The 25,798-nt window shown below is 63.9% G+C and carries 24 protein-coding genes; 18 read left to right on the forward strand and 6 right to left on the reverse strand.

Going from position 1 to position 25,798, the window contains the following annotated elements:
• Nucleotides 1-122: 122 nt before the first annotated feature.
• From LB523_RS02840 to LB523_RS02865, 6 genes are all read left to right on the forward strand, one after another.
• Nucleotides 123-1,136 (forward strand): DUF4424 domain-containing protein, encoded by a 1,014-nt coding sequence (locus LB523_RS02840; protein WP_224600836.1) that lies wholly within the window; start codon nt 123-125, stop codon nt 1,134-1,136.
• Nucleotides 1,136-1,654: a dihydrofolate reductase gene (locus tag LB523_RS02845; RefSeq protein ID WP_224522816.1), complete on the forward strand. Its 519-nt coding sequence runs from the start codon at nt 1,136-1,138 to the stop codon at nt 1,652-1,654. Before LB523_RS02840 ends, LB523_RS02845 begins: the two co-directional genes overlap by 1 nt.
• 246 nt (nt 1,655-1,900) lie before the next feature.
• Entirely contained in the window at nt 1,901-3,016 is a 1,116-nt protein-coding gene (hflK, locus tag LB523_RS02850; RefSeq protein ID WP_140839826.1) for an FtsH protease activity modulator HflK, read from the forward strand.
• Entirely contained in the window at nt 3,016-3,966 is a 951-nt protein-coding gene (hflC, locus tag LB523_RS02855) for a protease modulator HflC (RefSeq protein ID WP_224522814.1), read from the forward strand. Before hflK ends, hflC begins: the two co-directional genes overlap by 1 nt.
• A gap of 5 nt (nt 3,967-3,971) precedes the next feature.
• Entirely contained in the window at nt 3,972-4,157 is a 186-nt protein-coding gene (locus tag LB523_RS02860) for a DUF2065 domain-containing protein (RefSeq protein ID WP_095764777.1), read from the forward strand.
• Nucleotides 4,158-4,303: 146 nt separating this feature from the next.
• Nucleotides 4,304-5,821: a DegQ family serine endoprotease gene (locus tag LB523_RS02865; protein ID WP_224600837.1), complete on the forward strand. Its 1,518-nt coding sequence runs from the start codon at nt 4,304-4,306 to the stop codon at nt 5,819-5,821.
• Between the two features lie 45 nt (nt 5,822-5,866).
• Here LB523_RS02865 and LB523_RS02870 read toward each other — a convergent pair whose 3' ends face one another.
• Both LB523_RS02870 and serB read right to left on the reverse strand, forming a co-directional pair.
• Complete coding sequence (locus LB523_RS02870) at nt 5,867-6,439, reverse strand: GNAT family N-acetyltransferase (RefSeq protein ID WP_224600838.1); 573 nt, start codon at nt 6,437-6,439, stop codon at nt 5,867-5,869.
• Nucleotides 6,436-7,323: a phosphoserine phosphatase SerB gene (gene serB, locus LB523_RS02875; RefSeq protein ID WP_224600840.1), complete on the reverse strand. Its 888-nt coding sequence runs from the start codon at nt 7,321-7,323 to the stop codon at nt 6,436-6,438. The genes LB523_RS02870 and serB overlap by 4 nt, the downstream gene beginning before the upstream one ends.
• On the opposite strand from serB, the gene miaA reads away from it, so the two are divergent.
• A complete protein-coding gene (miaA, locus tag LB523_RS02880) occupies nt 7,313-8,257 on the forward strand; it encodes a tRNA (adenosine(37)-N6)-dimethylallyltransferase MiaA (protein ID WP_224600995.1) in 945 nt (314 codons plus the stop codon). The genes serB and miaA overlap by 11 nt on opposite strands.
• 125 nt (nt 8,258-8,382) lie before the next feature.
• Nucleotides 8,383-9,174: a GGDEF domain-containing protein gene (locus LB523_RS02885; protein ID WP_140839836.1), complete on the forward strand. Its 792-nt coding sequence runs from the start codon at nt 8,383-8,385 to the stop codon at nt 9,172-9,174.
• 182 nt (nt 9,175-9,356) lie between these two features.
• Here LB523_RS02885 and LB523_RS02890 read toward each other — a convergent pair whose 3' ends face one another.
• The gene (locus tag LB523_RS02890) at nt 9,357-11,189 is read right to left on the reverse strand and encodes an ATP-binding protein (protein WP_140839838.1); all 1,833 of its coding nucleotides are present in this window, start codon (nt 11,187-11,189) and stop codon (nt 9,357-9,359) included.
• A 153-nt stretch (nt 11,190-11,342) separates the two neighbouring features.
• Here LB523_RS02890 and LB523_RS02895 point away from each other — a divergent pair, with 153 nt between their 5' ends.
• The 3 genes from LB523_RS02895 to LB523_RS02905 are packed head-to-tail and all read left to right on the forward strand — an operon-like array spanning nt 11,343 to nt 12,801.
• The gene (locus LB523_RS02895) at nt 11,343-11,909 is read left to right on the forward strand and encodes a helix-turn-helix domain-containing protein (protein WP_224600842.1); all 567 of its coding nucleotides are present in this window, start codon (nt 11,343-11,345) and stop codon (nt 11,907-11,909) included.
• A gap of 5 nt (nt 11,910-11,914) precedes the next feature.
• Complete coding sequence (locus LB523_RS02900; RefSeq protein ID WP_095764783.1) at nt 11,915-12,223, forward strand: hypothetical protein; 309 nt, start codon at nt 11,915-11,917, stop codon at nt 12,221-12,223.
• Between the two features lie 38 nt (nt 12,224-12,261).
• Nucleotides 12,262-12,801, forward strand: a complete 540-nt coding sequence (locus tag LB523_RS02905; RefSeq protein ID WP_224522807.1) for a GNAT family N-acetyltransferase — start codon at nt 12,262-12,264, stop codon at nt 12,799-12,801.
• On the opposite strand, the gene LB523_RS02910 is transcribed toward LB523_RS02905, so the two are convergent.
• Nucleotides 12,793-13,677 (reverse strand): LysR family transcriptional regulator, encoded by an 885-nt coding sequence (locus LB523_RS02910; protein ID WP_224522806.1) that lies wholly within the window; start codon nt 13,675-13,677, stop codon nt 12,793-12,795. The two genes, LB523_RS02905 and LB523_RS02910, sit on opposite strands and share 9 nt — an antisense overlap.
• A gap of 109 nt (nt 13,678-13,786) precedes the next feature.
• Between LB523_RS02910 and LB523_RS02915 the strand changes: the two genes are divergently transcribed.
• Together LB523_RS02915 and LB523_RS02920 are read left to right on the forward strand one after the other, a co-directional pair.
• The gene (locus LB523_RS02915; protein ID WP_224600843.1) at nt 13,787-14,938 is read left to right on the forward strand and encodes a gamma-butyrobetaine dioxygenase; all 1,152 of its coding nucleotides are present in this window, start codon (nt 13,787-13,789) and stop codon (nt 14,936-14,938) included.
• Nucleotides 14,935-15,525, forward strand: a complete 591-nt coding sequence (locus LB523_RS02920) for an HD domain-containing protein (RefSeq protein WP_224600845.1) — start codon at nt 14,935-14,937, stop codon at nt 15,523-15,525. The genes LB523_RS02915 and LB523_RS02920 overlap by 4 nt, the downstream gene beginning before the upstream one ends.
• Before the next feature lie 52 nt (nt 15,526-15,577).
• On the opposite strand, the gene LB523_RS02925 is transcribed toward LB523_RS02920, so the two are convergent.
• Nucleotides 15,578-17,386 (reverse strand): NAD(P)/FAD-dependent oxidoreductase, encoded by a 1,809-nt coding sequence (locus tag LB523_RS02925; RefSeq protein WP_224600846.1) that lies wholly within the window; start codon nt 17,384-17,386, stop codon nt 15,578-15,580.
• 83 nt (nt 17,387-17,469) lie between these two features.
• Entirely contained in the window at nt 17,470-17,625 is a 156-nt protein-coding gene (locus LB523_RS02930) for a hypothetical protein (RefSeq protein ID WP_224545423.1), read from the reverse strand.
• Nucleotides 17,626-17,970: 345 nt separating this feature from the next.
• Here LB523_RS02930 and LB523_RS02935 point away from each other — a divergent pair, with 345 nt between their 5' ends.
• From LB523_RS02935 to LB523_RS02955, 5 genes are all read left to right on the forward strand, one after another.
• A complete protein-coding gene (locus tag LB523_RS02935; RefSeq protein WP_224600847.1) occupies nt 17,971-19,752 on the forward strand; it encodes an acetolactate synthase 3 large subunit in 1,782 nt (593 codons plus the stop codon).
• An 83-nt stretch (nt 19,753-19,835) separates the two neighbouring features.
• Nucleotides 19,836-20,411: an acetolactate synthase small subunit gene (gene ilvN / locus LB523_RS02940; protein WP_224600848.1), complete on the forward strand. Its 576-nt coding sequence runs from the start codon at nt 19,836-19,838 to the stop codon at nt 20,409-20,411.
• 104 nt (nt 20,412-20,515) lie between these two features.
• Nucleotides 20,516-21,112, forward strand: a complete 597-nt coding sequence (locus LB523_RS02945; protein WP_224600849.1) for a LysE family translocator — start codon at nt 20,516-20,518, stop codon at nt 21,110-21,112.
• A gap of 213 nt (nt 21,113-21,325) precedes the next feature.
• Nucleotides 21,326-22,609: an efflux RND transporter periplasmic adaptor subunit gene (locus LB523_RS02950; protein WP_224600851.1), complete on the forward strand. Its 1,284-nt coding sequence runs from the start codon at nt 21,326-21,328 to the stop codon at nt 22,607-22,609.
• A complete protein-coding gene (locus tag LB523_RS02955) occupies nt 22,606-25,758 on the forward strand; it encodes an efflux RND transporter permease subunit (RefSeq protein WP_224600852.1) in 3,153 nt (1,050 codons plus the stop codon). Before LB523_RS02950 ends, LB523_RS02955 begins: the two co-directional genes overlap by 4 nt.
• Nucleotides 25,759-25,798 lie beyond the last annotated feature (40 nt).

Consider the following 25,798-nt stretch of genomic DNA (forward strand, 5'->3'; position numbering starts at 1 on the left):
CGACGCGGTGTCCAGAAGTACCCGTATCCGGTGACGAAGGGCTTTGAAACGCTATCTTGAAACGGATAGATGGAAGAGCGCATCCGGCTGATCCGGGTATCGCGGCACAGAGGAGGGGGTCCATGTTACGCACCGTAACGACCGCAGCGCTTGTAATAACGGCCGCTCCGGCCTTCGCCAATGATTCCGTCGCCGAGCTCGGCACAGGCGGGCTGATCCTGTCGCGCAGCGACGCCGTCGCCATGCAGAGCGAGGACCTTTTCATCTCGCCGGAGAAGGTGACGGTCGACTATGTCTTCCGCAACAACACCGACAAGGATGTCAGCTCCATAGTCGCGTTCCCGATGCCCGACATCGAGGGCGATCCGAACGAGATGCCGGCAATCCCGGAGGCTCAGAGCGATAATTTCCTCGGCTTCGAGGTGACGATCGACGGCGTCGATGCGAAGCCGCAGCTGGAGCAAAAGGCGCTGGCGCTCGGCATCGACATCACCGCTGACCTCAAGGCGCAGAACGTGCCGCTCTATCCATTCGGCGGCGCCGCCAAGGCGGCGCTGGCGAAGCTGCCCAAGGATGTCGCCAAGGACTGGGAAGATCGCGGCATCATCATCGAAGATACCGCCGATGACGGCTCGGGCATGCAAACCACCTTTGCGCCGTTCTGGCAGCTGCGCTCGACCTACTGGTGGCGCTCGACCTTCCCGGCCAACAAGGAGGTTCATGTCTCGCACCGCTACAAGCCCAGCGTCGGGGGCACCTCCTCGGTCAGCTTTTTCTATGATGGGCAGTTCCAGGGCCAGTATGCGGCCTACAAGACCCGCTATTGCATGGATCAGACGTTCGAGAACGCGGTGCGCAAGGCGGCCAAGGCAAATCCGGACGGTTATCCGAAATATTACGAGAGCCGCATCGCCTATATCCTGACCACCGGCGGCAACTGGGCGGCCGGGACGATTGGCAATTTCAAGCTCACCATCGACAAGGGCAGCCCCAAAAACCTCGTCTCCTTTTGCGGCGACAATGTCAAAAAGGTCGGGCCGACGACGTTCGAGGTCACCGCGAAGGATTTTTATCCCGAGCACGATATCGACATCCTTCTGCTCGAGCCGTCGGACAATGGCGGGAACGGCGGCTGATGGATATCGCGATCTATGTCGCCATCGCCGAAAACGGCGTGATCGGCCGCGAAGGCGGCCTGCCGTGGCGGCTTTCCACCGATCTCAAGCGCTTCAAGGCCGACACGATGGGCAAGCCGATCATCATGGGCCGCAAGACCTATGAAGGCATCGGCCGGCCGCTGCCCGGCCGGCTCAATATCGTGGTGACGCGTGACAAGGCCTGGCGCGCCGAGGGCATCGAGGTGGCCCACTCGCTGGATGACGCGATCGCGCTGGCCAGGGTGCGCGGACGCTGCATGGCGGGAGTTGAGGAGGTCTGCGTGGTCGGTGGCGGCGAGATCTATGCCCAGGCCTTGCCGCTTGCCGACCGGCTGCATGTGACCCATGTGCTGGCCAGCGTCGATGGCGATGCGCATTTCCCGCCGATCGATCCAAGCATCTGGCAAGTCGTCAGCGCCGAGGATTTTCCTGCCGGAGAGAAAGACAGCCACGCCACGCGTTACACGGTTTACGAGCGCCGGCGCGACGATCGTTGACGACGACAAAGGGTCGCTACCCGTCCAAATCGCACGGGACGATGGCACATCGCGTTGAAAGCGGGTCAAGGCGTCCCTATAGAAGAACGGTGTTGCAGCGGCGCGCGTCCAACCGGACGCGCAACAGGCCGCCGTAATACTTTGATTTTGGGGCATGATTCCTTTTCGAAAACCGATATGGGTTTTCGTGGTCATGCGCTAGGATTGCGCCGCAAGGCCCGAGGGAACCGAAGCGAAAGGACATTCATGCCCTGGAACGACAAGAGCGGTGGCGGCGGCCCATGGGGCGGCGGCGGCAATCAGGGCCCCTGGGGGCAGGGACCGAAAGGGCCAAGCGGCCCGCAGGGTTCGCCCCCCGATCTTGAGGACATCATCCGCCGCGGCCAGGACAGGCTGCGGCGCGCGCTTCCGGGCGGCGGCGGCGCGAGCCCCGCCGTGCTCGGGCTGATCGCGGTGGCGCTCATCGTGCTGTGGGCCTTCAAGGCGATCTACACCGTGCAGCCCGACGAGGTTGCGGTCGAACTGCGCTTCGGCCAGCCGAAGTCCGAGCTTTCGCAGCCGGGCCTGCATTTCCATTGGTGGCCGATCGAAACGGTCGAGACCGCCAAGATCTCCGAGCAGCTCGTCAGCATCGGCGGCGGGTCGAGCAGCGGTTCCGGGCTGATGCTCTCCGGCGACCAGAACATCGTCAACGTGCAGTTCTCGGTCGCCTACCAGGTCTCCGATCCCAAAGCCTATCTGTTCGATGTTTCAGATCCCGACGGCATGCTGACCCAGGTCGCCGAGAGCGCCATGCGCGAAGTCGTCGGCCGGCGGCCGGCGCAGGACATCTTCCGCGACGACCGCCAGGGTATCGCAACCGGGGTGCGCGAGATCATCCAGGGCACGCTCGACGGCTACAAGACCGGTCTCCAGGTTAACGCAGTCTCGATCGAGGACGCAGCGCCCCCGCGCGAGGTGGCCGATGCGTTCGACGAGGTGCAGCGCGCCGAGCAGGACGAGGACAAGTTCGTCGAGCAGGCCAACCAGTATTCCAACCAGAAGCTCGGCCAGGCGCGCGGCCAGGCGGCTCAGGTCCGCGAGGACGCCGCCGCCTACAAGAACCGCGTGGTGCAGGAGGCGGAAGGCGAGGCGCAGCGCTTCATCTCCGTCTACAACGAATATGCCAAGGCGCCCGACGTCACGCGCAAGCGCCTCTACCTCGAAACCATGGAGAAGATCCTGAAGGACTCCAACAAGGTCGTCGTCGAGCAGGGGAACGGTCAGGGCGTGCTGCCTTACCTGCCGCTGCCGGCTTTGCAGCCGAAAGCGCAGCCGGCGCCGGCCCCGCTGAGCGGCGTCACGACGGGAGGCAACCAGTGATGGCCAACCGTCTTCCCATCATCGCCGTCATCGCGGCTGTCCTTCTGTTCCTGCTCTACTCCGCGGTGTTCGTCGTCAATGCCGGCCAGCAGGCGATCGTGCTCAGGTTCGGCGAGATCATCGACGTCAAGAACGAGCCCGGCATCTACTTCAAGGCGCCGTTCGCCTTCTTCGATGCCGACAGCGTGCAGATGGTCGAGAAGCGGGTGATGCGCTTCGACCTCGACAACATCCGCGTCCAGGTCTCGGGCGGCAAGTTCTACGAGGTCGACGCCTTCATCGCCTATCGCATCTCGGATCCGCGCACGTTCCGCGCGGCGGTGTCCGGTCAGGTTGAACTGGCCGAGGCACGGCTGCGGACACGTCTCGATGCGGCGCTGCGCCGTGTCTACGGCCTGCGCGACTTCGAGGCCGCGCTTTCGGAGGAACGCGGCGTCATGATGCGCGAGGTGCGCGATCAGCTTCGCCCCGATGCGACCTCACTCGGCCTCGACATCGAGGATGTGCGCATCCGCCGGACCGACCTGACGGCGGAGGTCTCGCAGCAGACCTATGACCGCATGAAGGCCGAGCGCCTGGCGGAAGCCGAGCGTCTGAGGGCGCGCGGCAACGAGGCGGCGCAGCGCATCAGGGCGCGTGCCGACCGCGAGGTCGTCGAGATCGTCGCCGAGGCGCAGAAGGAATCGGAGATCCTGCGCGGTGAGGGCGAGGCGCAGCGCAGCGCGACCTTCGCGGACGCCTATAAGCGCGACCCGGCCTTCTTCGATTTCTATCGCTCGATGAATGCCTACGGCACGGCGCTGGACAGCACCGGAACGACGATGGTGCTCTCGCCCGAATCCGAGTTCTTCCGCTACTTCCGCGATCCGGGCAGCAAGCCTCAGCCCGGGCAGCCGGCCGCGCCCGCGACGCCTGCCGCACCGGCCGCGCAACCCAGCACCGCCCAGTAGCGGCGGTGCAGGACTTTGTCGCGGCGATCGGGCTGGTCCTGGTGATAGAGGGCCTGGTCTATGGCGGGTTTCCGGGCCTTGCCCGGAAACTGGCGAGCGAAATGCAGTCGATGCCCGAGAACGCGCTGCGGTTCGGAGGATTGGCGGCAATCGCGGTTGGCGTCGCCATTGTGTGGCTGGTTCGCGGCTGATGAAATTCATTGGTGCCGCGGCGACGGACGATTTATCCTGAGAAGACTGGCATAGCCGCAAACGTGCCGTATTTCTTGCCAACATGAGCCGAACAGGGCGTCTTTGCGGAAAACGCCTGTCCTTTCAGACACACCGGGAGGCCACGATGATATCCGACACCCTGTTGCGCGCGGCGCGGCGCATGGTCTTCGCCGGCGCCACCGCATTTGGGGTCGGCATTGTTGCCGTCCCGTCCTTCGTCACACCGACGATCGCCTCCGACGGGCCGCCCTCGGTCGCCGATCTCGCCGAGCGCCTGCTTGGCGCGGTGGTCAACATCTCGACCTCACAGACGGTGAAAGGCACGGAAGGGCCGGGCGCGGTGCCGATGCCGCAGCTGCCCGAGGGCTCCCCGTTCCAGGACTTCTTCGACGATTTCTTCAAGAACCGTGGCGGCGACAAGGGCGGCGCCGGGCAGAAGGTGCAGTCGCTCGGCTCCGGCTTCGTCGTCGACGCCGAGCAGGGTATTGTGGTGACCAACAACCACGTCATCGCCGATGCCGACGATATCGAAGTCAATTTCTCCGACGGCGTCACGCTGAAGGCGACGCTCGTCGGCACCGACACCAAGACCGATGTCGCGGTGCTGAAGGTCGACCCCAAGGGTCACAAGCTGACGGCGGTGAAATTCGGCGATTCCACCAAGATGCGCGTCGGCGACTGGGTGATGGCGATCGGCAATCCTTTCGGCCTGGGCGGCACGGTGACGGTCGGCATCGTCTCGGCGCGCAACCGCGACATCAATTCCGGCCCCTATGACGACTTCATCCAGACCGACGCCGCCATCAACCGCGGCAATTCCGGCGGCCCGCTGTTCAACGCCGAGGGCGAAGTCATCGGCATCAACACGGCAATCATCTCGCCGTCGGGCGGCTCTATCGGCATCGGTTTTTCCATCCCTTCGCAGCTTGCCGCCGGCGTCGTCGACCAGCTTCGCCAGTATGGCGAGACGCGGCGCGGCTGGCTTGGCGTGCGCATCCAGCCGGTGACGGCGGACATCGCCGAAAGCCTTGGCATGGCGACCGCCAAGGGCGCGCTGGTGGCCGGCGTCATCAAGGGCGGGCCGGTCGACAACGGGTCGGTGCAGGCCGGCGACGTCATCATCAAGTTCGACGGCAAGGATATCCATGAAATGCGCGACCTGCCGCGTGTCGTCGCCGAAAGCCCGGTCGGCAAGGCGGTCGACGTCGTCATCGTGCGCAAGGGCGTCGAGCAGACCGTCAAGGTGACGCTCGGACGGCTGGAGGACGGCGAGAAGCTGGCCAGCGGCGAGAACGGCAACACCGACCAGGACAAGGGCGACAAGGCGACGCCTCCGGTGTCGACGGCCTCGGTGCTCGGCATGACGGTCGGCGAGCTCAACGACCAGACACGGCAGAAGTTCGGCATCGCGGCCGATGTGTCCGGCGTGGTCATCACCGACGTCGCCAAGAATTCGGCGGCGGCCGAGCGCGGCATCCAGCCCGGCGAGGTGATCACCGAGATCGCGCAGGAATCGGTCGGCACGCCGAAGGACGTGATGGACCGGATCGGCGCGCTGAAGGAGCAGGGCCGCAAGAACGCGCTCTTGATGCTGGCGTCGAAGACCGGCGAACTGCGCTTCGTGACGATCCGGATGGATTAAGTCGGAACGTCCGGTAACCGATTGATGTTTCAATGAATAGGGCGGCTAGCGAGCCGCCCTATTTCGTGCCTGCCAGTCGCGGCGCGACAGCCTGTAGAGGACATGCCGCTTGAGATGCGGATGGCTGTCGGGAACGCTCGGATGATCGAAATCGGCGCCCGCATCGGCTTGCATGCCGAGTCGCTTCATGACTGCGACCGAACGATGATTGTCGGCGACCGCGAACGATACGATTTCGTCGACGCCAAGCGTTTCGAAGCCATAGGCGAGCCAGGCTTCAGCCGCTTCGGTGACATAGCCCTTGCCCCAGAATTCCGCCGCCAGCCGCCAGCCGATCTCGATCGTGCCGTCCGGTAGCGATGGCACATCATCCGTATCCAGCAGGCCGACGAAGCCGATGCATTCGCCGGTGGCCGCTATCTCGGCGGCGGCGAAGCCGTAGCCATCCTCCTCGATCCAGCCGCGGAATTCGTCCATCATGGCGTCGGCGGTCGCACGGTCGCGGCGGAACGGGAAGAATTCCATCACGCGCTCGTCGGAGTTGATGCGGTGGAAAAGCGCGCGGTCGCGCTCTTCCCAGTTGCGCAGGATGAGGCGCTCGGTGCGGATCGGCTTCATTCTGAAAACTCATCCCGGCGATAGCCCTGGAGATAGAGCAGCGCGGTCAGATCGCCGTGATCGATGCGGATGCGGGCCTGCTCGGCCACAGCCGGCTTGGCGTGAAGCGCGATGCCAGTGCCGGCAAGACGGATCATATCGAGGTCGTTGGCGCCGTCCCCAACCGCAATCGCGTCCTCGGTGGTCAGTCCGAGCCTCTTCGCGATATCGAGCAGCGCTTCGGCCTTGGCGGCGCGGCCGAGGATCGGTTCGGCCACCATGCCGGTGAATGTGCCGTCCTTCTCGATCAGCCGGTTGGCGCGGTTTTCCTGGAAGCCCAGCATGGCGGCAATGCGGCTGGTGAAGACGTCGAAGCCGCCGGAGACCAGCGCCGTCCAGGCGCCATTGGCGCGCATCGTTTGCACCAAGGCGCGGCCGCCGGAGGCGAGCGTCAGCCGGTTGGCGATGATGCGGTCGACCACGGCTGTGTCGAGGCCTTTCAGCAAGGCGACGCGCTCCCGCAAGGCGGGCTCGAAGGCGATCTCGCCATTCATCGAGCGCGCGGTGATCGCCGCCACATGATCCTTGACGCCAATCTCGTCGGCAAGCTCGTCGATGCATTCCTGGTCGATCATGGTCGAATCCATATCGGCGAGCAGGATCTTCTTGCGCCTGCCTTCGGCCGGTTGGACGATGACGTCGACCGGCTCGGAAGCCAGCGCCGCGCGCAGATTGGCGGTCATTTTGCCGATATCCGGCGTCTGCGGCAAAACGAGGTCGCAGGCGACGTCCTCAGCCAGCCAATGAACGGCGCTTGCGCCGGCGGCCCGCAAGGCCATATTCGCAAGCGAGGCCGGCACGGCGCGGGCTTCTGGACGGGACACTAAAGTGGCGATCAGCGGCATCGAAGATTCCGGCAGGCAGGCGGGCGAAGGCCGCATCAAGAACGCGACCCTGATAGCCGGGCCGACCGCCAGCGGCAAGTCGGCGCTGGCGCTCGATCTCGCCGAACGCAATGGCGGGATCATCGTCAACACCGATTCCATGCAGGGCTATTCGGTGCTCGACGTCCTGACGGCGCGGCCGAGCGCCGCCGAAATGGCACGCGTTCCGCATTTCCTTTACGGCCATGTCCATCCCGCCACCGCTTATTCCACCGGCGCCTGGCTGCGCGACGTGACAAAGCTGATCGAAGACGGCGTGCTGTCGGGCCGTCCGGTCGTTTTCGTCGGCGGCACCGGGCTCTACTTTCGCGCGCTGACCGAAGGCATCTCGGATATGCCGGACATTCCGGCGTCCGTTCGCGAGCGCTGGCGCTACGAGCTCAAGGAGCAAGGGGCCGAAAGGCTGCATCGCCTGCTGATGCACGAGGATTCGGCTATGGCCATGCAACTCAGGCCGACCGACGGCCAGCGTATCGTGCGGGCGCTCGAAGTGCTCGACGCTTCCGGGCGCTCGATCCTCGAATGGCAGGCGGTGCGCGGACGGCCGCTGATCGATCGCGACAGCGCGCGCTTCCTGGTCATCGAGCCGGACCGCGAGCAACTGGTTCGGCGCATCGACGCGCGCTTCGACCAGATGCTCGACAAGGGCGCTCTCGACGAAGTGCGTCGACTCACCGCGCTCGGCATCGATCCGGACCTGCCGGCGATGAAAGCGATCGGCGTGCGGGAGCTGCAGGCGGCCATGGCCGGACACTTGGGTTTTCCCGAAGCGATCGAGCGCGCCAAGATCGCGACCCGGCAATATGCCAAGCGTCAGTCGACATGGTTCAGGCATCAGCTGGGCGCGGAGTGGCGCAGGCTGCGGCCGGGCGACGAACCGGCTGTTCAGGACTGACTAAAAGCTTTTTCAATCAGCGCCTTAAAATCGCCGGCTCCAATTCTCGCCAGGGTTGTTCGGATTAACGGTCCGTAAGGTCGGCCATGCCATAACCTTTGGGGCTACAGTGCCGCGGGGAGTTGATGCGTTTCCATAAGGCGGAATCCGCATTTTTCGTCTTTATTTTTGTGATCCTGGCCGCGGGCCTGGTGACCTTCCATGCCTATGGCCAGTTGCAGGACATCGCCGCCGACCTCGATGCCGCATCGCGCGTCGACAGAATCGTCTATCTCAACAAACTTCTGTTCGTCACCGGGGCGCTGCTGGCAACCGCGCTGTTCTTCGGCACCTTCTTCATCTACCCGCTGATCCGCGGCCAGGTGCGGGAAGAGGGCAAGCTCAGGGCCATGACGGTTTCGCTCAGCGCCCGCTCGCAGACGCTCGAGCAGGCGGCGCTCACCGACAGTCTCACCGGAATGCAGAACCGCCGCTATTTCGATGATGCGCTGCGCGAATATCTCCACGAGTTTCGCCGCATCGACAGGCCGGTCGGGCTGATGATCCTCGATCTCGACCATTTCAAGCAGGTCAACGATACGCATGGCCATGACGTCGGCGACGAGGTGCTGAGGGCCGTCGCCACCTGCCTGCGGGGCATGACGCGCTATCACGACGTGGTGGCGCGGCTGGGCGGCGAGGAGTTTGCCGTCGTCACCCCCAACATGGATGTCGAATTGCTCGCCAGGTTCGCCGAGCGCATCCGCAAGGCGGTCGCCAACATGTCGATCATGTCGGGCAATGTGCGGCTGAAGGTCACCACCAGCGTCGGCCTTGCCGTCTGGGATCACAAGGAGAGCGCGGAGGACTTCTACCGCCGTGCCGACCGCCAGCTCTATGAGGCGAAGAAGCAAGGCCGCAACCGCGTCTGCGCCTAAAATCTCATCATCAAATTCGTGAGGCTGGCCGCCTGGAGCCGCTTTCTGCGCTTCCGGTGCTCACGGACTTTACGTCCGCTCCGCTCCGGTTCTCGACAGCGACTCCATTCGACTCAGCCTGACGAATTTCCTGACGAGATTTGCCTATTCGAACCGACCGCGGGCTAGATTAGAATGGAGGCTCAATCGTTGAGCTGGCGCATGCCGAACGTCGAGGGCTTCAGGCCGTAGCGAGTGTCGAAGTCGTCGTCCGGCTGCACGCGCGCGGCGGTGGCCGGCTTCTTGTAGTCCGGGTCGCCGGCCTGGCGGGAGGAATCCACAGCCTCAGCGAAGGCCATGGCCTGCTGCGGTTTCGGCACGTTGCGCAGCCGCTCGACGATCATGGCGAGATCGACGTCGTTGCCATCCACGGAAGACTCGATCTTCTCGCCCTTGGCGGTGCCCGGGATGAACTCCTGCGGCAGCTTCTCGAACTTCAGCCGCATGGTGGTCGCCACGCCTTCGCCGAAGGCGATGGCTTCGCGCTGCCCCATCGAGGAGAGGAACGCCAAGGTCGAGGCCGAGGAATCGGCGATCGCCGAGCGGATGATGGCCTGATCCTGCTCGTTGGCAAGCCGCATGGCGAAGAAGGTCGAGCACTGCGACAGGATGGTCGGGTCGAGCTCGCCCGGACGCTGAGTGACGACGCCGAGATAGCAGCCATATTTGCGGCCTTCCTTGGCGATGCGCGACAGCGCGTGCCTTGTCGGCGCGAAGCCGAGACGCGGATCGGCCGGCATGTAGCGATGGGCTTCCTCGCAAAGCAGCAGCAGCTTCAGCCGGCCCTCGCTCCACAGCGCCAGGTCGAAGGCCAGGCGTGCCAGCACCGAGCAGACCGAATTGACGACTTCCGAAGGCATGCCCGCCATCTCGAAGCAGGTGACCGGGCGTCCATGGTTGGGGACACGGAAAATGTTGCCGATCGTTTCGTGGATGGTGTCCTCGATCAGCCGCGAATTGAACATGAAGCGGTAGCGCGGATCGGCTGCCGCCGATTCGATTCGCGTTTTCAGCGACTTCAAGGTCGGGCGGTCGTTCTTGCTTTCGAGCATGCCCATGCGCTCGTCGATCTGCTTGATGAGATCAGCGACGCGGTAGGGCACTGGCGTGTCCGCCGTCAGCGCGTCGCTACCGCGCCTGACATAGGTGCCGGAATTCGGGTTGCGGTAAAGGTTCTTGGCGGCGGGGATCAGGTCGCGCAGGACATCCACTTCCTCGGGCACCGTCTCGCGGCCGCGAAACAGCACTTCGGCGAACTCCTCCAGCCTGAACATCCAGAACGGCAGGTCGAGCGTCTTGGAATCGACCTTCACGCAATATTCCGGCAGCGAGGCGGCGAACTCGTTATGCGGGTCGAGGATGAGCACGCGCAGATCCGGACGCGCCTCGATCGTCTTGCGCAACAGCAGCGAGACAGCTGTCGACTTACCGACACCGGTGGTGCCCACGATGGCGAAATGACGCGCCAGCGTGTCGTCGATGGCGATGTTGGCATCGATCGATTCATCCTGCGACAGGGTACCGATCGTCACCGAATGGCGCCCGGCCAGATCGTAGACCGCCTGCAGGTCGCGGGTTCGGATGCGGTGAGCAATGGCGCCGATATGCGGGTAGGTGGTGATGCCACGGTCGAACACCGGCTTGGCGCCGGGCTCGACGCCGTCGCGCACCTCGCCGACCAGTTCGACGCTGACTTCGATCGGATTCTGCCCTTCGTGGTTCCAGGCGCGATCCGATTTGCCGATGGCATAGACAAGGCCGACCGTTCGTGTCGAACCGAGATTGATGGAGATCATCTTACCGACCGTCCAAAGGCCGCTGATCGCGCCTTCGGTGTCTTCGGCATGGGCACTGATGGTGGCGCGCGCGCCGTCGCATTGCACGACATTGCCCAGAATCCGCTTGTCGTTCTGCTGGATGTTGCGGCGCTCCTGCGAAGTCGGTTCGCCAACGGAGGCTTCGCGTTCGACAAACATGGCTGACCTGATCCCATTCCCCTGGAGCCTCGACCCTACCCAATCGGGGTTAAAGTCAGGTGAGGTCGGATGGTGTAGGCAGCGTTAAGCCCGCCGTGACAATTCGATCGACTGGCCTCTTTCCAGGCCGAGAAAATCCGATATATTGGACGAATGGATGATATATCGAATGGTATTACCGCCACGATCGGCAGGCGGATACGCTCCGAAAGAACGCTGAGGGGCTGGTCGCTTGCCGAATTGGCCGAGCGCTCGGACGTTTCGAAGGCGATGCTGAGCGCCATCGAACGCGGTACGACCAGTCCGACCGCGGCGCTTCTGGTGCGCATCGCGGCGGCCTTCGGCATGACGCTGTCGACGCTGATCGCGCGGGCCGAGATGCAAGGCGGCGGTATTTCGCGCCGGGACGAGCAGCCGATCTGGCAAGATCCGGCAACCGGGTACATCAGGCGGCATCTATCGCCGGCATCGCAGATGCCGCTGGAACTGGTCAGGGTCAGCCTTCCGGCAGGTGCCAAGGTCAGTCTGCCGGCGGCGTCCTACGCCTTCATCAAACAGCAGATATGGCTGATCGACGGAAGGCTGGACTTCACTGAGGGCGATGTGGTGCACCGGCTCGAGCCTGGCGACTGCCTGGCGCTGGGCGCGCCCTCGGATTGCGTTTTTCATGCTCCCGGACCGGATGCGGCGGAGTATCTCGTGGCGCTGGTCAGGGACTGACTCCGATGTCTCGCCGGCCAAAACGCTCGCACAATGGCGGGCCGCCGCTCGACGACTATGACGGCCCGCCCTGGGGCAAGGGCGATGCCTACATTTTCCTCGCCTGGCGCGCCGCCCACGACAAGGCTTGGAAGGCGCCAAGCCACGCCGTCATGCTGATGCGGCTGGAGAGAGCCGAACGGCTCGGTCTGACCTACGAGGAATATACGCTCGAGATCCTGGAGCGTGGCCGCCATCTCGGCGAGGACGACGCCGACCGCATCGCCGAAATCAGGCGGGCGCGACGACGCAAACGCATCAGCCATTTCGAATGACCTCGTCAACGACATATCATCACCTGGAGAGCGCCAGCATGAACTCCCTTGAAATCCGGGCGCTGAGCGACGATGCGGCGACCATCGCTATGCTCACCGATCTGCTGATCGAGACGGTCGCCGCCGGCGGATCGGTGAGCTTCATGCATCCATTGTCGGCGGAGGCCGCGCGGGAATTCTGGCGCAAGTCGCTTGCCGCGGCGGCGCGCGGCGAAAGGGCGGTGCTGGGCGCATGGCATGGCGAGGTGCTTGCCGGCACCGTCACGCTGTTGCTCGACTTCCCGCCCAACCAACCGCACCGCGCCGAGATCGCCAAGCTGATGACCGGCCGCGACCATCGTGGCAAAGGCGTCGCGACCGCCCTGATGCGGGCAGCGGAGAAACTGGCCGTCGAGAAAGGCCGTACGCTGCTGGTGCTGGACACGGCCAGCGAAGAGGGCGCGGCCGGGCTTTATGAGAAACTTGGTTTCACCTTGGCTGGAGAGATCCCCGATTTCGCGCTCAAGCCACACGGCGGGCTCACCGGCACCCTTATCTACTGGAAACGGATCGGGGCAGCGGCCGACACGCTATCCTGAACTTCCGGCAATGTGCGACAGGAGCCAGCGGCGGAAATCCTGCTCGGCGCCGGAGAGTCGCGACGATGACGGTCTCGTCAGGAAATGGCCCGATGGGCTCGAAAGCTCGAAATCGGAAAGCCTGACGAGAACCTTGTCCTTGAGGGCCGCGTCGATCAGCGGCCGCGAGCCGAGCAGCGCCCCGGCGCCGACCTTCGCGGCTTCCATGGCGGCGACGAAACTGTCGAAGCGGTGCGAGCGCCGGGGATGGCCGGCAACTCCCGCGGCTGCGAACCATTCCGCCCACATCTCGCGCGCGCCCGCCACCAGGAGAAGCGGCAACGACGTCCACTCGCCACCTTGGGCGAGCGGCGGAGCCGCGACCGGGACAAGCCGCTCGACGGTCAGCCGGTCGGCCTCGCGCCCGGGAAAGGATCCGTTGCCGAAACGTATGTCGAGCGCCGAGCCCGGCTGGTCGTAGTCGGTCGGCCGATGGATGGTCACCAGATCGAGCCGGATCTGCGGCAGCACCTTTGCCAGGTCCGGAAGAGCCGGGACCAGCACCAGCATCGCGAAGGAGATGGGGACGCGGATGCTGACGATCTGCACGGCACGCGGCTCGAACAGCTCGTTCGTGCTGTTGCCGATGGTCGCGAATGCCGACTGGATGTGCGGGAGATAGGCCGCGCCTTCCGGCGACAGAGCCACGCCGCGCGCCAGACGCGCGAACAATCGCGTTTTGAGCCGCTCCTCCAGAAAACGGATGTGCTGGCTGACGGCGGCTTGCGTGAGTCCGAGCTCGGCGGCCGCGGCAGTGAAGTTCGACAGGCGGGCGGCCGCCTCGAAACTGCGCAGCCAGTCGAGCGGAGGTATCGCATCGAAAGTTCTTCCAGCCATCAGAAATTTAGCGCCATCACCCGAAAAACGATAATTTGAATTATGCCTTTGATGAAGCCACCATGCAATCCGTACCCGCAGCCGCGATCTAGGATGGGAGCTTTTGGGCATGTTGACGACAGTGACGCTGGGCGACGAGGGACGAACCATCGAGCTTGGCTGGAAGGACGGAGCGCGCAGCCGCTTCCATGCCATATGGCTGCGCGACAACGCGCTGGACGACAAGACGCGCAGCGCCGGCAACGGACAGCGGCTGATCACCATCCTCGACATTCCGGCCGAGACGCGGATCGGCGCGGCTGAGATCAGGGGCGGAGCGCTGGAGGTCACATTCGCTCCTGAAGGCAAGGCCGTCGGCTTTCCCGCCGGCTGGCTGCGCAGTCATGCCTATGATCGCCAGCAGGCGCGCGAACCCGGCTGGACGGGAGGCGACATAGAGCGCTGGACGAAAGCCACGATGCAGAATTCCGTGCCGCGCGCGGCCTATGCCGATGCCAGCCGCGACAGCGATGTGCTGCGGCACTGGCTGGCCGCGGTCCGCAGCTTCGGCTTTGCCGTGATGGATGGCCTGCCTGCCGAATCCGGAGCGCTGTGCAAGGTGGCGGACCTGTTCGGCTACATCAGGGAAACCAATTACGGGCGCTGGTTCGAGGTGCGGGCCGAGGTCAATCCAAACAATCTCGCCTACACCAATCTCGGGCTGCAGGCGCATACCGACAATCCCTATCGCGATCCGGTGCCGACGCTGCAGATCCTCGCCTGCATCGAGAACACGGTGGAAGGCGGCGAGTCCAGCGTCGTCGACGGGTTCGCGGTGGCTGCCGCACTTCAGTCGGAAAATCCGGAGGGCTTCCGGCTGCTCTCTTCCTATCCGGCGCGTTTCGAATATGCCGGCTCGTCGGGCGTGCGGCTCCAGTCCAAGCGGCCGATGATCGAGCTCGGGCCCGATGGGGAGCTCATCTGCATCCGCTTCAACAACCGCTCGCTGGCGCCGGCGGTCGACGTGCCCTTCGCCGCGATGGACAAATACTATGCGGCCTACCGCCGGTTTGCCGAGCTGATCGAGGATCCTGCTTTCGAGGTGACGTTCAAGCTCGAGGCGGGGCAATCCTTCATCGTCGACAACACCCGCGTCATGCATGCGCGCAAGGCGTTTTCCGGCAGCGGCAAGCGCTGGCTGCAGGGCTGCTACGCCGACAAGGACGGCCTGCTGTCGACGCTTGCGGCGATCGAGCATGGTTTCAAGGAGGCGGCGGAATGAAGCCCAACGAATTGAACGCAGGCAACATCGTCGAATTCATCGCCGATATTTTCGAGCGCCGCGGCGCCGAATCCTATCTCGGCGAGCCGGTCACCATGTCGGAGCATATGCTGCAGGGCGCGTGGCTGGCCGAGCAGGACGGCGCGCCGGAGGAGCTTGTAGCGGCGGCGCTGCTGCACGACATCGGCCACTACACCAGCGAGTTCGGCACCTATTCGCCCGACGACGTCGAGGACAAGCACCATGACGAGGCGGGCGGTGAGGTGCTGGCGCCCTTCTTCCCGCCGGTCATCGTCGAATGCGTCAGGCTGCATGTCTCGGCCAAGCGCTATCTCTGCGCCACCGATCCGACCTATTTCGGCAAGCTGTCGCCAGCTTCGGTGCATACGCTGTCGCTGCAGGGCGGGCCGATGGCCGCGGAGGAGGTGGCTGAGTTCCGCAGCAATCCCTTCCACGACGAAGCGGTGCGCGTGCGCATCTGGGACGAAGGCGGCAAAATCGCCGACATGAAGACGCGGGCCTTTCGCGACTACGTGCCGTTGCTCGAGCGGGTGGTGAAGAAGTTCGCGGCTGAAAAGGCAGTATAGATGGCAGAAGCCCGGTTGGCCGGGCTTCTGCTATCCGCGAGAGCGCCGTGCATCAGCTCTTGTGGTACACCTCCTGCAGCCCGAAGACAGGCGTCGGCAGGCCAACTTGGCGGGCCTTCAGCTGCAGCGACAGATATTGCGAATAGTGGCGCGACTGGTGCAGGTTGCCGCCGTGGAACCAGAGCGCTTCCTGCTGCGTCGGCTTCCACATGTTGCGCTGCTCGCCTTCCCAGGGACCCGGATCCTTGGTGGTGGCGGAGCCGAGGCCCCAGACCTTGCCGACCTTGTCCGCCACCTCCTGCGAGATGAGGTCGGCGGCCCAGCCGTTCATAGAGCCGTAGCCGGTGGCATAGATCACCAAGTCAGCCGGCAATTCGGTGCCGTCGACGAATTTGACGCCGGTTTCGGTGAGTTCCTGCACGGCGGCGCCCGGTCCGCTCTTCAATTTGATCGAGCCGTCGATGACGAGGTCGCAGGCGCCGACGTCAATGTAGTAGCCGGAGCCGCGGCGCAGATATTTCATGAACAGGCCCGAGCCATCATCACCCCAGTCGAGCATGAAGCCGGCCCTTTCCAGGTCGTCGTAGAATTTCGCGTCGCGCTCCCTCATCTGCCGGTAAAGCGGGATCTGGAACTCATGCAGGATGCGGTAGGGCAACGAAGCGAAGATCATGTCGGCCTTGCCCGTCGTCATGCCGTTCTCCACCGCCTGCTCGGAGTAGAGCGCGCCAAGCCCGATATCCATCAGCGTGTCCGACTTGACGATGTGGGTCGACGAGCGCTGCACCATGGTCACGTCGGCGCCGCCTTCCCACAGCGCCGCGCAGATGTCGTGGGCCGAGTTGTTGGAGCCGATGACCACCACCTTCTTGCAGCGGTATTTGTCCGGTCCGGGATGGGTCGAGGAGTGCTGTTGCTCGCCCTTGAAGATGTCCTGGCCTTTGTATTTCGGCCAGTTCGCCTTGCCCGACATGCCGGTCGCCAGCACCAGTTGCTTCGGCTTGAGCACGATCTCCTTGCCGCCGCGCTCGACGGCGATCGTCCATTCCTTGGCCTTCTCGTCGTATTTGGCGGATTTGGCGGTGGTGGAAGACCAATAGTTCAGCTCCATCACCTTGGTGTACATTTCCAGCCAGTCGCCGATCTTGTCCTTGGGCGCGAAGACCGGCCAGTTCTTCGGGAAGTCGATATAGGGCAGGTGATCGTACCAGACCGGGTCGTGCAGGCAGAGCGACTTGTAGCGCTTGCGCCAGGAGTCGCCCGGACGCTCGTTCTTCTCGACGATGATGGTGGGCACGCCGAGTTGTTTCAGCCGCGCGCCGAGCGCGATACCGCCCTGGCCGCCGCCGATGATCACGACATAGGGTTGCTTGGTGTGGCCGAGCTCGGCGATCTCGTCGTCGCGCTCCTCACGCCAGGTCTTGCGGCCCTTGCCGTGGCCGTGCTTGGCGCCGAGAGGACGGGTGAAGCCCGCTTTCTCCTCATGGCCTTTCAGCTCCGCCATGGTGGTGAGCAGGGTCCAGATCAGGTCGCCCTTGAACCGCACGAGGCCAAAGCCGCGCGCCACGCTCGTCTCGAAGGTGATCCAGGCGGTGATGACGCCGCCGTCTTCGCTCGCTTCCTCGCCCTTGGCCACCGCCCATCCGGCCGGCTTGGTGCTGGCCAACGTCACCTGCAGCATGTCGCGGATCTGGTCCTGGCCCTCCATCGTCTTCAGGTTCCAAGTGAAGGTGACGAGGTCGCGCCAGTAGCAATCGGCCTGGAAGCAGTTGACGGCGCTGTCGATGTCGCCGGCTTCCAGCGCCTTGCCGAACTTGTCGAGCAGCGCTTGCGCCTTGGTGGTGGGTGTTCTCTCGAGCATTTGTTCTCCTCCACTTTGCTAGAGTCCGGCATGAGCAGTAAGCAGCCTGCCAACCGCGATGCTCATGAGCGATTGCAATGAAATCAATCTGTTAGGACGATATGGGCTTCGATCGGCCGTGCCGGGTCGAGTCGATGGGTATCGATGCAGCGCAGCCAGGATTGAACTATGACATCGTCGCGAGACGATCGCACGCCGGACAGGACCTGCTCGATCTCGCGTATGTGCTCGCCAGCCATGCGTCCTCCTCGCACGTCTTTTGCCAGCGTATAGTGGTGCGTCGGAGAGCGACGCTCAACTGTACTATGGTAGCTGTGCGGTGGTAGCGCGCAGGCGCCGTCTCTCACAGGCGAGTGAATTCGCGCTGGACCCCATTGACGAGCCCGCGTTTTGGCCCTTATTGTCCGCGCCCATGAAAACGGCACTCATTCTCGTAGGCTGGCGCGTGGGCAAGGCGGTGTAACCGCCGGGCGAAAACCTCCCATGCGCATCACACAGGCTCCCTCGGGGGCCTTTTTTATTGCCTTGAACACGACTAAACGACCAGCAAATCGCCAGGCGGCGAACATTACGGGACCAGACCGATGAGCAACGGACAGAACGAGCGGCGCGAGATGACGGGCGCCGAAATGGTGGTGCAGGCGCTGAAGGACAACGGCGTCAAGCACGTCTTCGGCTATCCGGGCGGCGCCGTGCTTCCGATCTACGACGAGATTTTCCAGCAGGACGAGGTCGAGCACATTCTGGTGCGGCACGAGCAGGGCGCCGGCCACGCGGCCGAAGGCTATGCCCGCTCGACCGGCAAGGCCGGCGTGCTTTTGGTGACGTCCGGCCCCGGGGCCACCAATGCGGTGACGCCGCTGCAGGACGCGCTGATGGATTCGATCCCGCTGGTCTGCCTGACCGGCCAGGTGCCGACCTCGCTGATCGGCTCCGACGCCTTCCAGGAATGCGACACGGTGGGCATCACGCGGCCCTGCACCAAGCACAACTGGCTGGTGAAGGACGTCAACCAGCTCGCCGCCACTATCCATGAGGCCTTCCATGTCGCGACGACGGGGCGTCCCGGCCCGGTCGTGGTCGACATCCCGAAGGACGTGCAGTTTGCCAAGGGCATCTACGTGCCGCCGCAGACGGCGCCGCGCACCAGCTATCAGCCGAAGGTCCAGGGTGACCTGGAAAAGGTGAAGGCCGCGGTCGAGCTGATGGCGGGCGCGAAGAGGCCGATCATCTATTCGGGCGGCGGCGTCATCAATTCCGGTCCGGAAGCCAGCCATCTGCTGCGCGAGCTGGTCGATCTCACCGGTTTTCCGATCACCTCGACGCTGATGGGGCTGGGCGCCTATCCGGCCTCCGGCAAGAACTGGGTCGGGATGCTCGGCATGCACGGTACCTACGAAGCCAACATGGCCATGCATGACTGCGACGTGATGGTCTGCATCGGCGCGCGCTTCGACGATCGCATCACCGGCCGGCTCAACGCATTCTCGCCGAACTCGAAGAAGATCCACATCGATATCGACCCATCGTCGATCAATAAAAACGTTCATACAGAGGTGCCGATCATCGGCGATGTCGGCCGGGTGCTCGAAGATGTGGTGCGGCTGTGGCGGGCGACCGCCAAGGTCGACAAGAAGGCGCTTTATCCGTGGTGGGAGCAGATCGCGAAATGGCGGGCGCGGGATTCGCTCGCCTACAAGATGAACAACGACGTCATCATGCCGCAATACGCGATCCAGCGGCTCTACGAACTGACCAAAGATAAGGACACCTACATCACCACCGAGGTCGGCCAGCACCAGATGTGGGCGGCGCAGCACTATCATTTCGACAAGCCGAATCGCTGGATGACGTCGGGCGGCCTCGGCACGATGGGCTATGGCCTGCCGGCCGCGCTCGGCGTGCAGATCGCGCATCCCGACGCGCTGGTCATCGACATTGCCGGCGACGCTTCGGTGCAGATGACCATGCAGGAGATGAGCTCGGCGGTGCAATACGAGGCGCCGATCAAGATATTCATCCTCAACAACCAGTATATGGGCATGGTGCGCCAATGGCAGCAGCTGCTGCACGGCAACCGGCTGTCGCATTCCTACACTGAGGCGATGCCGGATTTCGTCAAGCTGGCGGAAGCCTATGGCGGCCACGGCATACGCTGCGACAAGCCGGACGAGCTCGACGACGCGATCAAGGAGATGATCTCGGTCAAGAAGCCGGTGCTGTTCGACTGCCGCGTGGCGACCTTGGCCAATTGCTTCCCGATGATCCCGTCGGGCAAGGCGCATAACGAGATGCTCCTGCCGGACGAGGCGACCGACGAGGCCGTTGCCAACGCCATCGACGCCAAGGGCAGGGAATTGGTGTAGGCAGCCATCAAGGCGGGGCTATCGAGAGAAAGCCGTGCGCAAACAGAGAATTAGCTCAAAAGTCTGAAATCGAGATTCACCTTATGAACGCACAGCACCTTCAACCGACCGGCTCCGCCTATTTTATCGCCAAGGAAACCGAGAAGCCGGAAACGCACACGCTTTCCGTGTTGGTCGACAACGAGCCGGGCGTGCTTGCCCGCGTCATCGGCCTGTTCTCGGGCCGCGGCTACAACATCGAAAGCCTTACCGTTTCCGAGACCGAGCATGAGAAGCATCTGTCGCGCATCACCATCGTGACGCGCGGCACGCCGCATGTGATGGAGCAGATCAAGCATCAGCTCGAGCGCATCGTGCCGGTGCACCGGGTGGTCGACCTGACCGTGCGCTCGCATCAGCTTGGGCAGGAGCGGCCGCTGGAACGCGAGCTCGCGCTGGTCAAGGTCGCCGGCACCGGCGACGCCCGGGTCGAGGCGCTTCGTCTCGCGGATGCCTTCCGCGCCTCGGTCATCGATGCCAACACCGAGCATTTCATCTTCGAGATCACCGGCAAGGGTTCCAAGCTCGACCAGTTCATCGCCATTATGAAGCCGCTCGGTCTGGTCGAGATCTGTCGCACCGGCGTCGCCGCGATGAACCGCGGCCCGCAGGGAATGTGAACAGGACGACCATCCTTTTTCAAGCTTGGCCCGGCGGTTGCCCGTTTCTGGCTTTTGCGCATTTGCTAAAAGGACAGTAAGGCTGACATATCCGGGAGGATAACATGTCGCTCGACACATTCCTTGCCTTGTTGGTCTATGCCTTCGTGACTTCGATCACGCCGGGGCCGAACAACCTCATGCTGCTCGCTTCCGGCGTCAATTTCGGCATCGCCAGAACGGTTCCGCATATGCTGGGCATCAGCATCGGCTTCCTGGTCCTGTTGCTGGCCGTCGGCTTCGGGCTCGGCGCGGTGCTGACGGCGTTCCCGGCGCTGCATACGGCGCTGAAGATCGCCGGCGCCGCCTACCTGCTCTACCTCGCCTGGAAGATCGCCAGGTCGCGCTCGATGAGCGACGGAAAAGGGGCGCAGGGCCGGCCGATGCGCTTCATCGACGCCGCCGCATTCCAGTGGGTCAACCCCAAGGCGTGGGTGATGGCGATCACCGCGATGGCCGTCTACACCAATGCCGATCACCCGTTCGTCTCGGTGGCGCTGATCTCGATCGCCTTCACCATCGTCAACCTCCCCAGCGTTTCGGTGTGGGCCGGCTTCGGCACGGCGCTGCGCGGCTTCCTGTCAGATCCGGTGCGGCTGAAATGGTTCAACATCGCCATGGGCGTGCTCTTGGCGGCGACGCTGTGGCCGATGCTCCGCTGAGGCATTTTACGCAGACGGGAGAATCCGCGGCGGCATATTAGCCGGCTGCTTAGCTATTGTGCAGTGCACATTAAATCTTCGTAATGCCCCGTTTTGGCCCTTTTCGGCCAAAGCCTTGTCCTATCTACTCCACGAAAATCGCGGCACGAGGCCGTGAAGCGAGCTAGAATGGACCACCGGGATCGGCGTGTCGGGTAGAAGGCTTATTTGTCGATGCGCGGAAAAATCGCCTTTGCAGTTGTTGCGGTCGCCGGTCTGGCGGGCGCCGGGCTCTATCTTTCGCCCACGACGTCGGCCAAGGTCCAGCAGCTGATTTCGGGCAAGCAGGCCAGCGTGGCCGCCACGGACAAGACGGCGAGCGGCGATAATGCGAAAAGCGACAATGCGAAAGGCGGTGGTCCGCGTTCGGCCTCGATCGTCTCCGCCACCGCGACGACAGCCGATTTTCCGATCCGCCGCTATGCCATCGGCTTCGTCTCGTCACCGGAGGTGGTCAATATCAATGCCCGTGTTTCCAGCCAGATCGTCTCGATCGCGGTCAAGGACGGGCAGATGGTCAAGGCCGGCGATCTGCTCATTTCGCTCGATGACCGCGCGCTGAAGGCGCAGCTTGCCAAGGATCAGGCGCAGCTCACCAAGGACCAGGCGATGCTGGTGAGCGCCCAGGCCGATCTGCAGCGCGCGAAGGATCTCGTCGCCAAGCAGGCCGGCACGCAGCAGACCTACGATCAGGCGCTGGCGGCGCAGAAGGCCGCTGCCGCCACCATCGACGCCGACAAGGCGACCATCGATGCCGACACCGTGCAATTGAGCTATGCAACGATTACGGCGCCGATCTCGGGCCGGCTCGGCGCGGTCAACGTGTCGGTCGGCGATCTCGTCACCACCAGCAACGGCAACTCGAGCAGCTCGACGCCGCTGGTCACCATCACGCAGATGGATCCGCTGCAGGTGAACTTCACGCTGCCCGAGAGCAACCTTGCCCTGTTGCACAAGGCGCTCTCCGATCCACAGCAAGGCGACGTGACGCTGACCAAGACCGGCGATCCCACGCCGATCGGCAAGGGCACACTCGATTTCGTCGATTCCAGCGTCGATACGGCCTCCGGCACCATCGCCACGCGGGCGAGCATACCGAATCCGGATCTTTCGCTGTGGCCTGGGCAGTATGTGAACGTCGTGCTCGAGGCCGGCATGATGCCGCAGATGACCTCCGTTCCGACGGTCGCGGTGCAGCCCAGCCAGAAGGGGCCGTTCGTCTATGTCGTCAAGCCGGACAACACCGTCGAGATGCGGCCGGTGCAGGTGGCGCTGACGGAAGGCCAAAACAGCGCCATCAGCGACGGGCTCAAGAGCGGCGAGAAGGTCGTCGTCGAAGGCCAGACACGGTTGAAAAACGGCGCGGCGGTGCATGAAGGCAAAGCCGCCGCGGGATCCGGTGAACAGGCATCGCCCAAGGTCGCGGAGGCCGACAAGGCCGGCGGGGCGAGCCAATGATCTCCGAATTCTGCATCCGCAAGCCTGTCGCCACCCTTTTGATGTCGTTCGCCCTCATTCTGGGCGGTATTTTTGCCTACAAGTTCCTGCCGGTGGCGGCGCTGCCCAGCGCCGAATTTCCGGTGGTCAACGTTTCGGCCAGCCTGCCCGGCGCGTCGCCCGAGACGATGGCGACATCGGTGGCGACGCCGCTGATCAAGCAATTCGCGACGATCGCTGGCATCGATTCGATCTCGACCACCAATTCGCTCGGCCAGACCTCGATCGCTATTCAGTTCGTGCTCAACCGCGACATCGATGCCGCGGCCGCGGACGTCCAGGCGGCGATCGCGCGAACGCAAAGATCGCTGCCGCCGGAAATGACCTCGCCGCCAAGCTATCGCAAGGTCAATCCGGCCGACGCGCCGATCCTCCTGATGTCGCTGGTCAGCGACACGGTCCCGCTGACCGACCTCGACGCCTTCGCGGAAAACGTCATGTCACCGTCGCTGTCGACCATCGACGGCGTGGCCCAGGTCTCGATCTTCGGCCAGCAGAAATACGCCGTGCGCATCCAGATCGATCCGACCGCGCTGGCCGCGCGCGGCATCTCCATCGATCAGCTGCAGGCCGCCATCACCTCGGCCAACAGCAACACCCCGCTCGGCGTGCTGCAGAACAACAAGCAGCAGCTGACGATTACCGCCAACACACAGCTTACCGACGCCGCAGGCTTCTCCAACCTCATCATCGCCACCAAGAACGGCCGCCCGGTGCGGCTGGGCGACGTGACGCGCGTCGTCGATTCCGTGCAGACCACGACGACGGCGAGTTGGTATGACGGCACGCGCGCGATCATCATGGCCGTGCAGCGCCAGCCCGACGCCAATACCGTCGACGTCGTCGACAAGGTCAAGGCGATGCTGCCGTCCTTCCAGGACCAGATGCCGGGCGCCGCCCAGATCAAGCTGCTCAATGACCGCTCGACATCGATCCGCCAGGCCGTCGACGACGTCCAGTTCACGCTGCTCTTGACCATCGCGCTTGTGGTGCTGGTGATCTTCGTATTCCTGCGCCGGGTGACGGCGACGATCATCCCGGCGGTGGCGGTGCCGATCTCGCTGATCGCCACGCTTGGCGCGATGTTCCTGTTCGGCTTCTCGATCGACAACATCTCGCTGATGGGATTGACTTTGGCCGTCGGTCTTGTCGTCGACGACGCCATCGTCATGCTGGAAAACATCTTCCGCCATATGGAAGAGGACGGGCTGTCCGCCTTCGACGCCTCGTTGAAGGGGGCGCGCGAAATCGGCTTCACCATCATCTCGATCTCGATCTCGCTTGTGGCGGTGTTCATTCCGGTGCTTCTGATGGGCGGCGTCATCGGCCGCATCTTCAACGAATTCGCCGTCGTGGTGACCGTCGCCATTCTAGCCTCGATGTTCGTGTCACTGACGCTGACGCCGATGCTCTGCTCGCGTCTGTTGTCGGTGACCAAGGCCGATCGCGAAAAGCACGCCCCCGGTCATAAGCCGGACCTCATCACGCGCGGCTATGACCGGATCCTGGGCTTCTGCCTGCGAAACACTTTCCTGGTGTTCCTCGTCTTCATCGCGACCGCCGCGGCGTCGGTGTGGGTGATCCAGGTCTCCCCGAAGGGCTTCTTTCCGCAGGAGGATATCGGCCAGATATCGGTGACCACGATCGCGCGCCAGGACATCTCGTTCGACGCCATGGCGAAGCTGCAAGGGCAGGTGGCCAGCGTGTTTTCGAAGTCGCCCTATGTCGACCATGTGGCCTGGTCGGCGGGCAGCGGCAACAACGCGCTCAACCAGGGCCAGCTCTTCGTCCAGCTCAAGGGCAAGGATCAGCGGCCCAACATCGAGAAGGTGCTTTCGGATCTGAGACGCCAGCTGGCCGGCGTGGCGGGCATCGAGACCTATATGCAGCCCGTGCAGAACCTGCGGCTCGGCTCGCGGTCGTCGGCCAGCGCCTATCAGCTCGTGGTGCAGGGGCTCGACACCGGCCAGACCGACATCTGGGCGCAGAAGCTGAACGACGCGATGGCCGCGGACCATACGAAATTCACCGACGTCACCAGCGACCTGCAAAACAACGCATTGCAGGCCTCGCTGGTAATTGACCGCGACAAGGCCGCCCAACTCGGCATCGACACCGACACGCTGCGTTCCGCCCTCTATGGCGGCTTCGGCACCGACCAGGTTTCGACGATCTTCGGTTCGGCCGACAGCTATGAGGTCATCACCGAGCTTGATCCCAAGATCGAATGGTCGCCCGAGCGGATGCTCGCCATCCAGATGCGGACGGCGAGCGGCAGCCTGGTGCCTCTCGGCGCCTTCGCCCATGTCGACCGCACGGCCGGCGCGCTGACGATCAATCAGCTCGGTCAGCTTCCGGCGGTGACGATCTCCTACAACCTGCCGCAAGGCGTATCGCTCGGCGACACAGTGACCCGCATCGACCAGCTCAAAGAACAGATCGGCATGCCGAAGGAGATCTCGACCAGCTTTGCCGGCACGGCCAAGACCTTCCAGGATTCGCTTGCCAATCAGGGGCTGCTGATCGGCGGCGCGATCCTGACGATCTATATCGTGCTTGGCATGCTCTATGAGAGCTTCATCCACCCGCTCACCATCCTCACCGGCCTGCCGTCGGCGGTGCTGGGCGCGGTGGTGGCGCTGCGCTTCGCCGGCATGGATCTGTCGGTGATCGCGGTGATCGGCATCCTGATGCTGATCGGCATCGTCAAGAAGAACGGCATCATGATGGTCGACGTCGCGCTGGAGCTCAGGCGGCAGGGCATGTCGGCGAGGGACTCCATCCACAAAGCCTGCCTGATGCGCTTCCGGCCGATCATGATGACGACGCTTGCGGCGTTGATGGGCACCTTCCCGATCGCGCTCGGCACCGGCGCCAGCGCCGAATTGCGCCAGCCGCTCGGCGTTGCCGTGGTCGGCGGCCTGCTCGCCTCGCAGGCGCTGACGCTGTTCGTCACGCCGGTGATCTACGTCTATTTCGAGAATTTCTCGGGCTGGCTGCTCAGCTTCTCGTCGAAGAAGAGCCGGCCGGCGCTGCATGTGGTGGAAAGCGGCGAGCAAGCCTCGCTGTTCGACGGCGAACCCGAGCCGCAGAAGACGGCAGCCGAGTAGATCGCTCCGACTGGCCCAAGCCGTGGCGCTTGCGGCCGGC

It is taken from the genome of Mesorhizobium sp. ESP-6-4, from assembly GCF_020164735.1.
GTDB lineage: Bacteria > Pseudomonadota > Alphaproteobacteria > Rhizobiales > Rhizobiaceae > Mesorhizobium.

Coding starts and splice junctions, on each gene's coding strand:
- LB523_RS02840 (WP_224600836.1), top strand. CDS start 123: ATGTTACGCACCGTAACGACCGCAGCGCTTGTAATAACGGCCGCTCCG.
- LB523_RS02845 (WP_224522816.1), top strand. CDS start 1,136: ATGGATATCGCGATCTATGTCGCCATCGCCGAAAACGGCGTGATCGGC.
- hflK (WP_140839826.1), top strand. CDS start 1,901: ATGCCCTGGAACGACAAGAGCGGTGGCGGCGGCCCATGGGGCGGCGGC.
- hflC (WP_224522814.1), top strand. CDS start 3,016: ATGGCCAACCGTCTTCCCATCATCGCCGTCATCGCGGCTGTCCTTCTG.
- LB523_RS02865 (WP_224600837.1), top strand. CDS start 4,304: ATGATATCCGACACCCTGTTGCGCGCGGCGCGGCGCATGGTCTTCGCC.
- LB523_RS02870 (WP_224600838.1), bottom strand. CDS start 6,439: ATGAAGCCGATCCGCACCGAGCGCCTCATCCTGCGCAACTGGGAAGAG.
- serB (WP_224600840.1), bottom strand. CDS start 7,323: ATGCCGCTGATCGCCACTTTAGTGTCCCGTCCAGAAGCCCGCGCCGTG.
- LB523_RS02885 (WP_140839836.1), top strand. CDS start 8,383: ATGCGTTTCCATAAGGCGGAATCCGCATTTTTCGTCTTTATTTTTGTG.
- LB523_RS02890 (WP_140839838.1), bottom strand. CDS start 11,189: ATGTTTGTCGAACGCGAAGCCTCCGTTGGCGAACCGACTTCGCAGGAG.
- LB523_RS02895 (WP_224600842.1), top strand. CDS start 11,343: ATGGATGATATATCGAATGGTATTACCGCCACGATCGGCAGGCGGATA.
- LB523_RS02900 (WP_095764783.1), top strand. CDS start 11,915: ATGTCTCGCCGGCCAAAACGCTCGCACAATGGCGGGCCGCCGCTCGAC.
- LB523_RS02905 (WP_224522807.1), top strand. CDS start 12,262: ATGAACTCCCTTGAAATCCGGGCGCTGAGCGACGATGCGGCGACCATC.
- LB523_RS02910 (WP_224522806.1), bottom strand. CDS start 13,677: ATGGCTGGAAGAACTTTCGATGCGATACCTCCGCTCGACTGGCTGCGC.
- LB523_RS02915 (WP_224600843.1), top strand. CDS start 13,787: ATGTTGACGACAGTGACGCTGGGCGACGAGGGACGAACCATCGAGCTT.
- LB523_RS02920 (WP_224600845.1), top strand. CDS start 14,935: ATGAAGCCCAACGAATTGAACGCAGGCAACATCGTCGAATTCATCGCC.
- LB523_RS02925 (WP_224600846.1), bottom strand. CDS start 17,386: ATGCTCGAGAGAACACCCACCACCAAGGCGCAAGCGCTGCTCGACAAG.
- LB523_RS02930 (WP_224545423.1), bottom strand. CDS start 17,625: ATGGCTGGCGAGCACATACGCGAGATCGAGCAGGTCCTGTCCGGCGTG.
- LB523_RS02935 (WP_224600847.1), top strand. CDS start 17,971: ATGAGCAACGGACAGAACGAGCGGCGCGAGATGACGGGCGCCGAAATG.
- ilvN (WP_224600848.1), top strand. CDS start 19,836: ATGAACGCACAGCACCTTCAACCGACCGGCTCCGCCTATTTTATCGCC.
- LB523_RS02945 (WP_224600849.1), top strand. CDS start 20,516: ATGTCGCTCGACACATTCCTTGCCTTGTTGGTCTATGCCTTCGTGACT.
- LB523_RS02950 (WP_224600851.1), top strand. CDS start 21,326: ATGCGCGGAAAAATCGCCTTTGCAGTTGTTGCGGTCGCCGGTCTGGCG.
- LB523_RS02955 (WP_224600852.1), top strand. CDS start 22,606: ATGATCTCCGAATTCTGCATCCGCAAGCCTGTCGCCACCCTTTTGATG.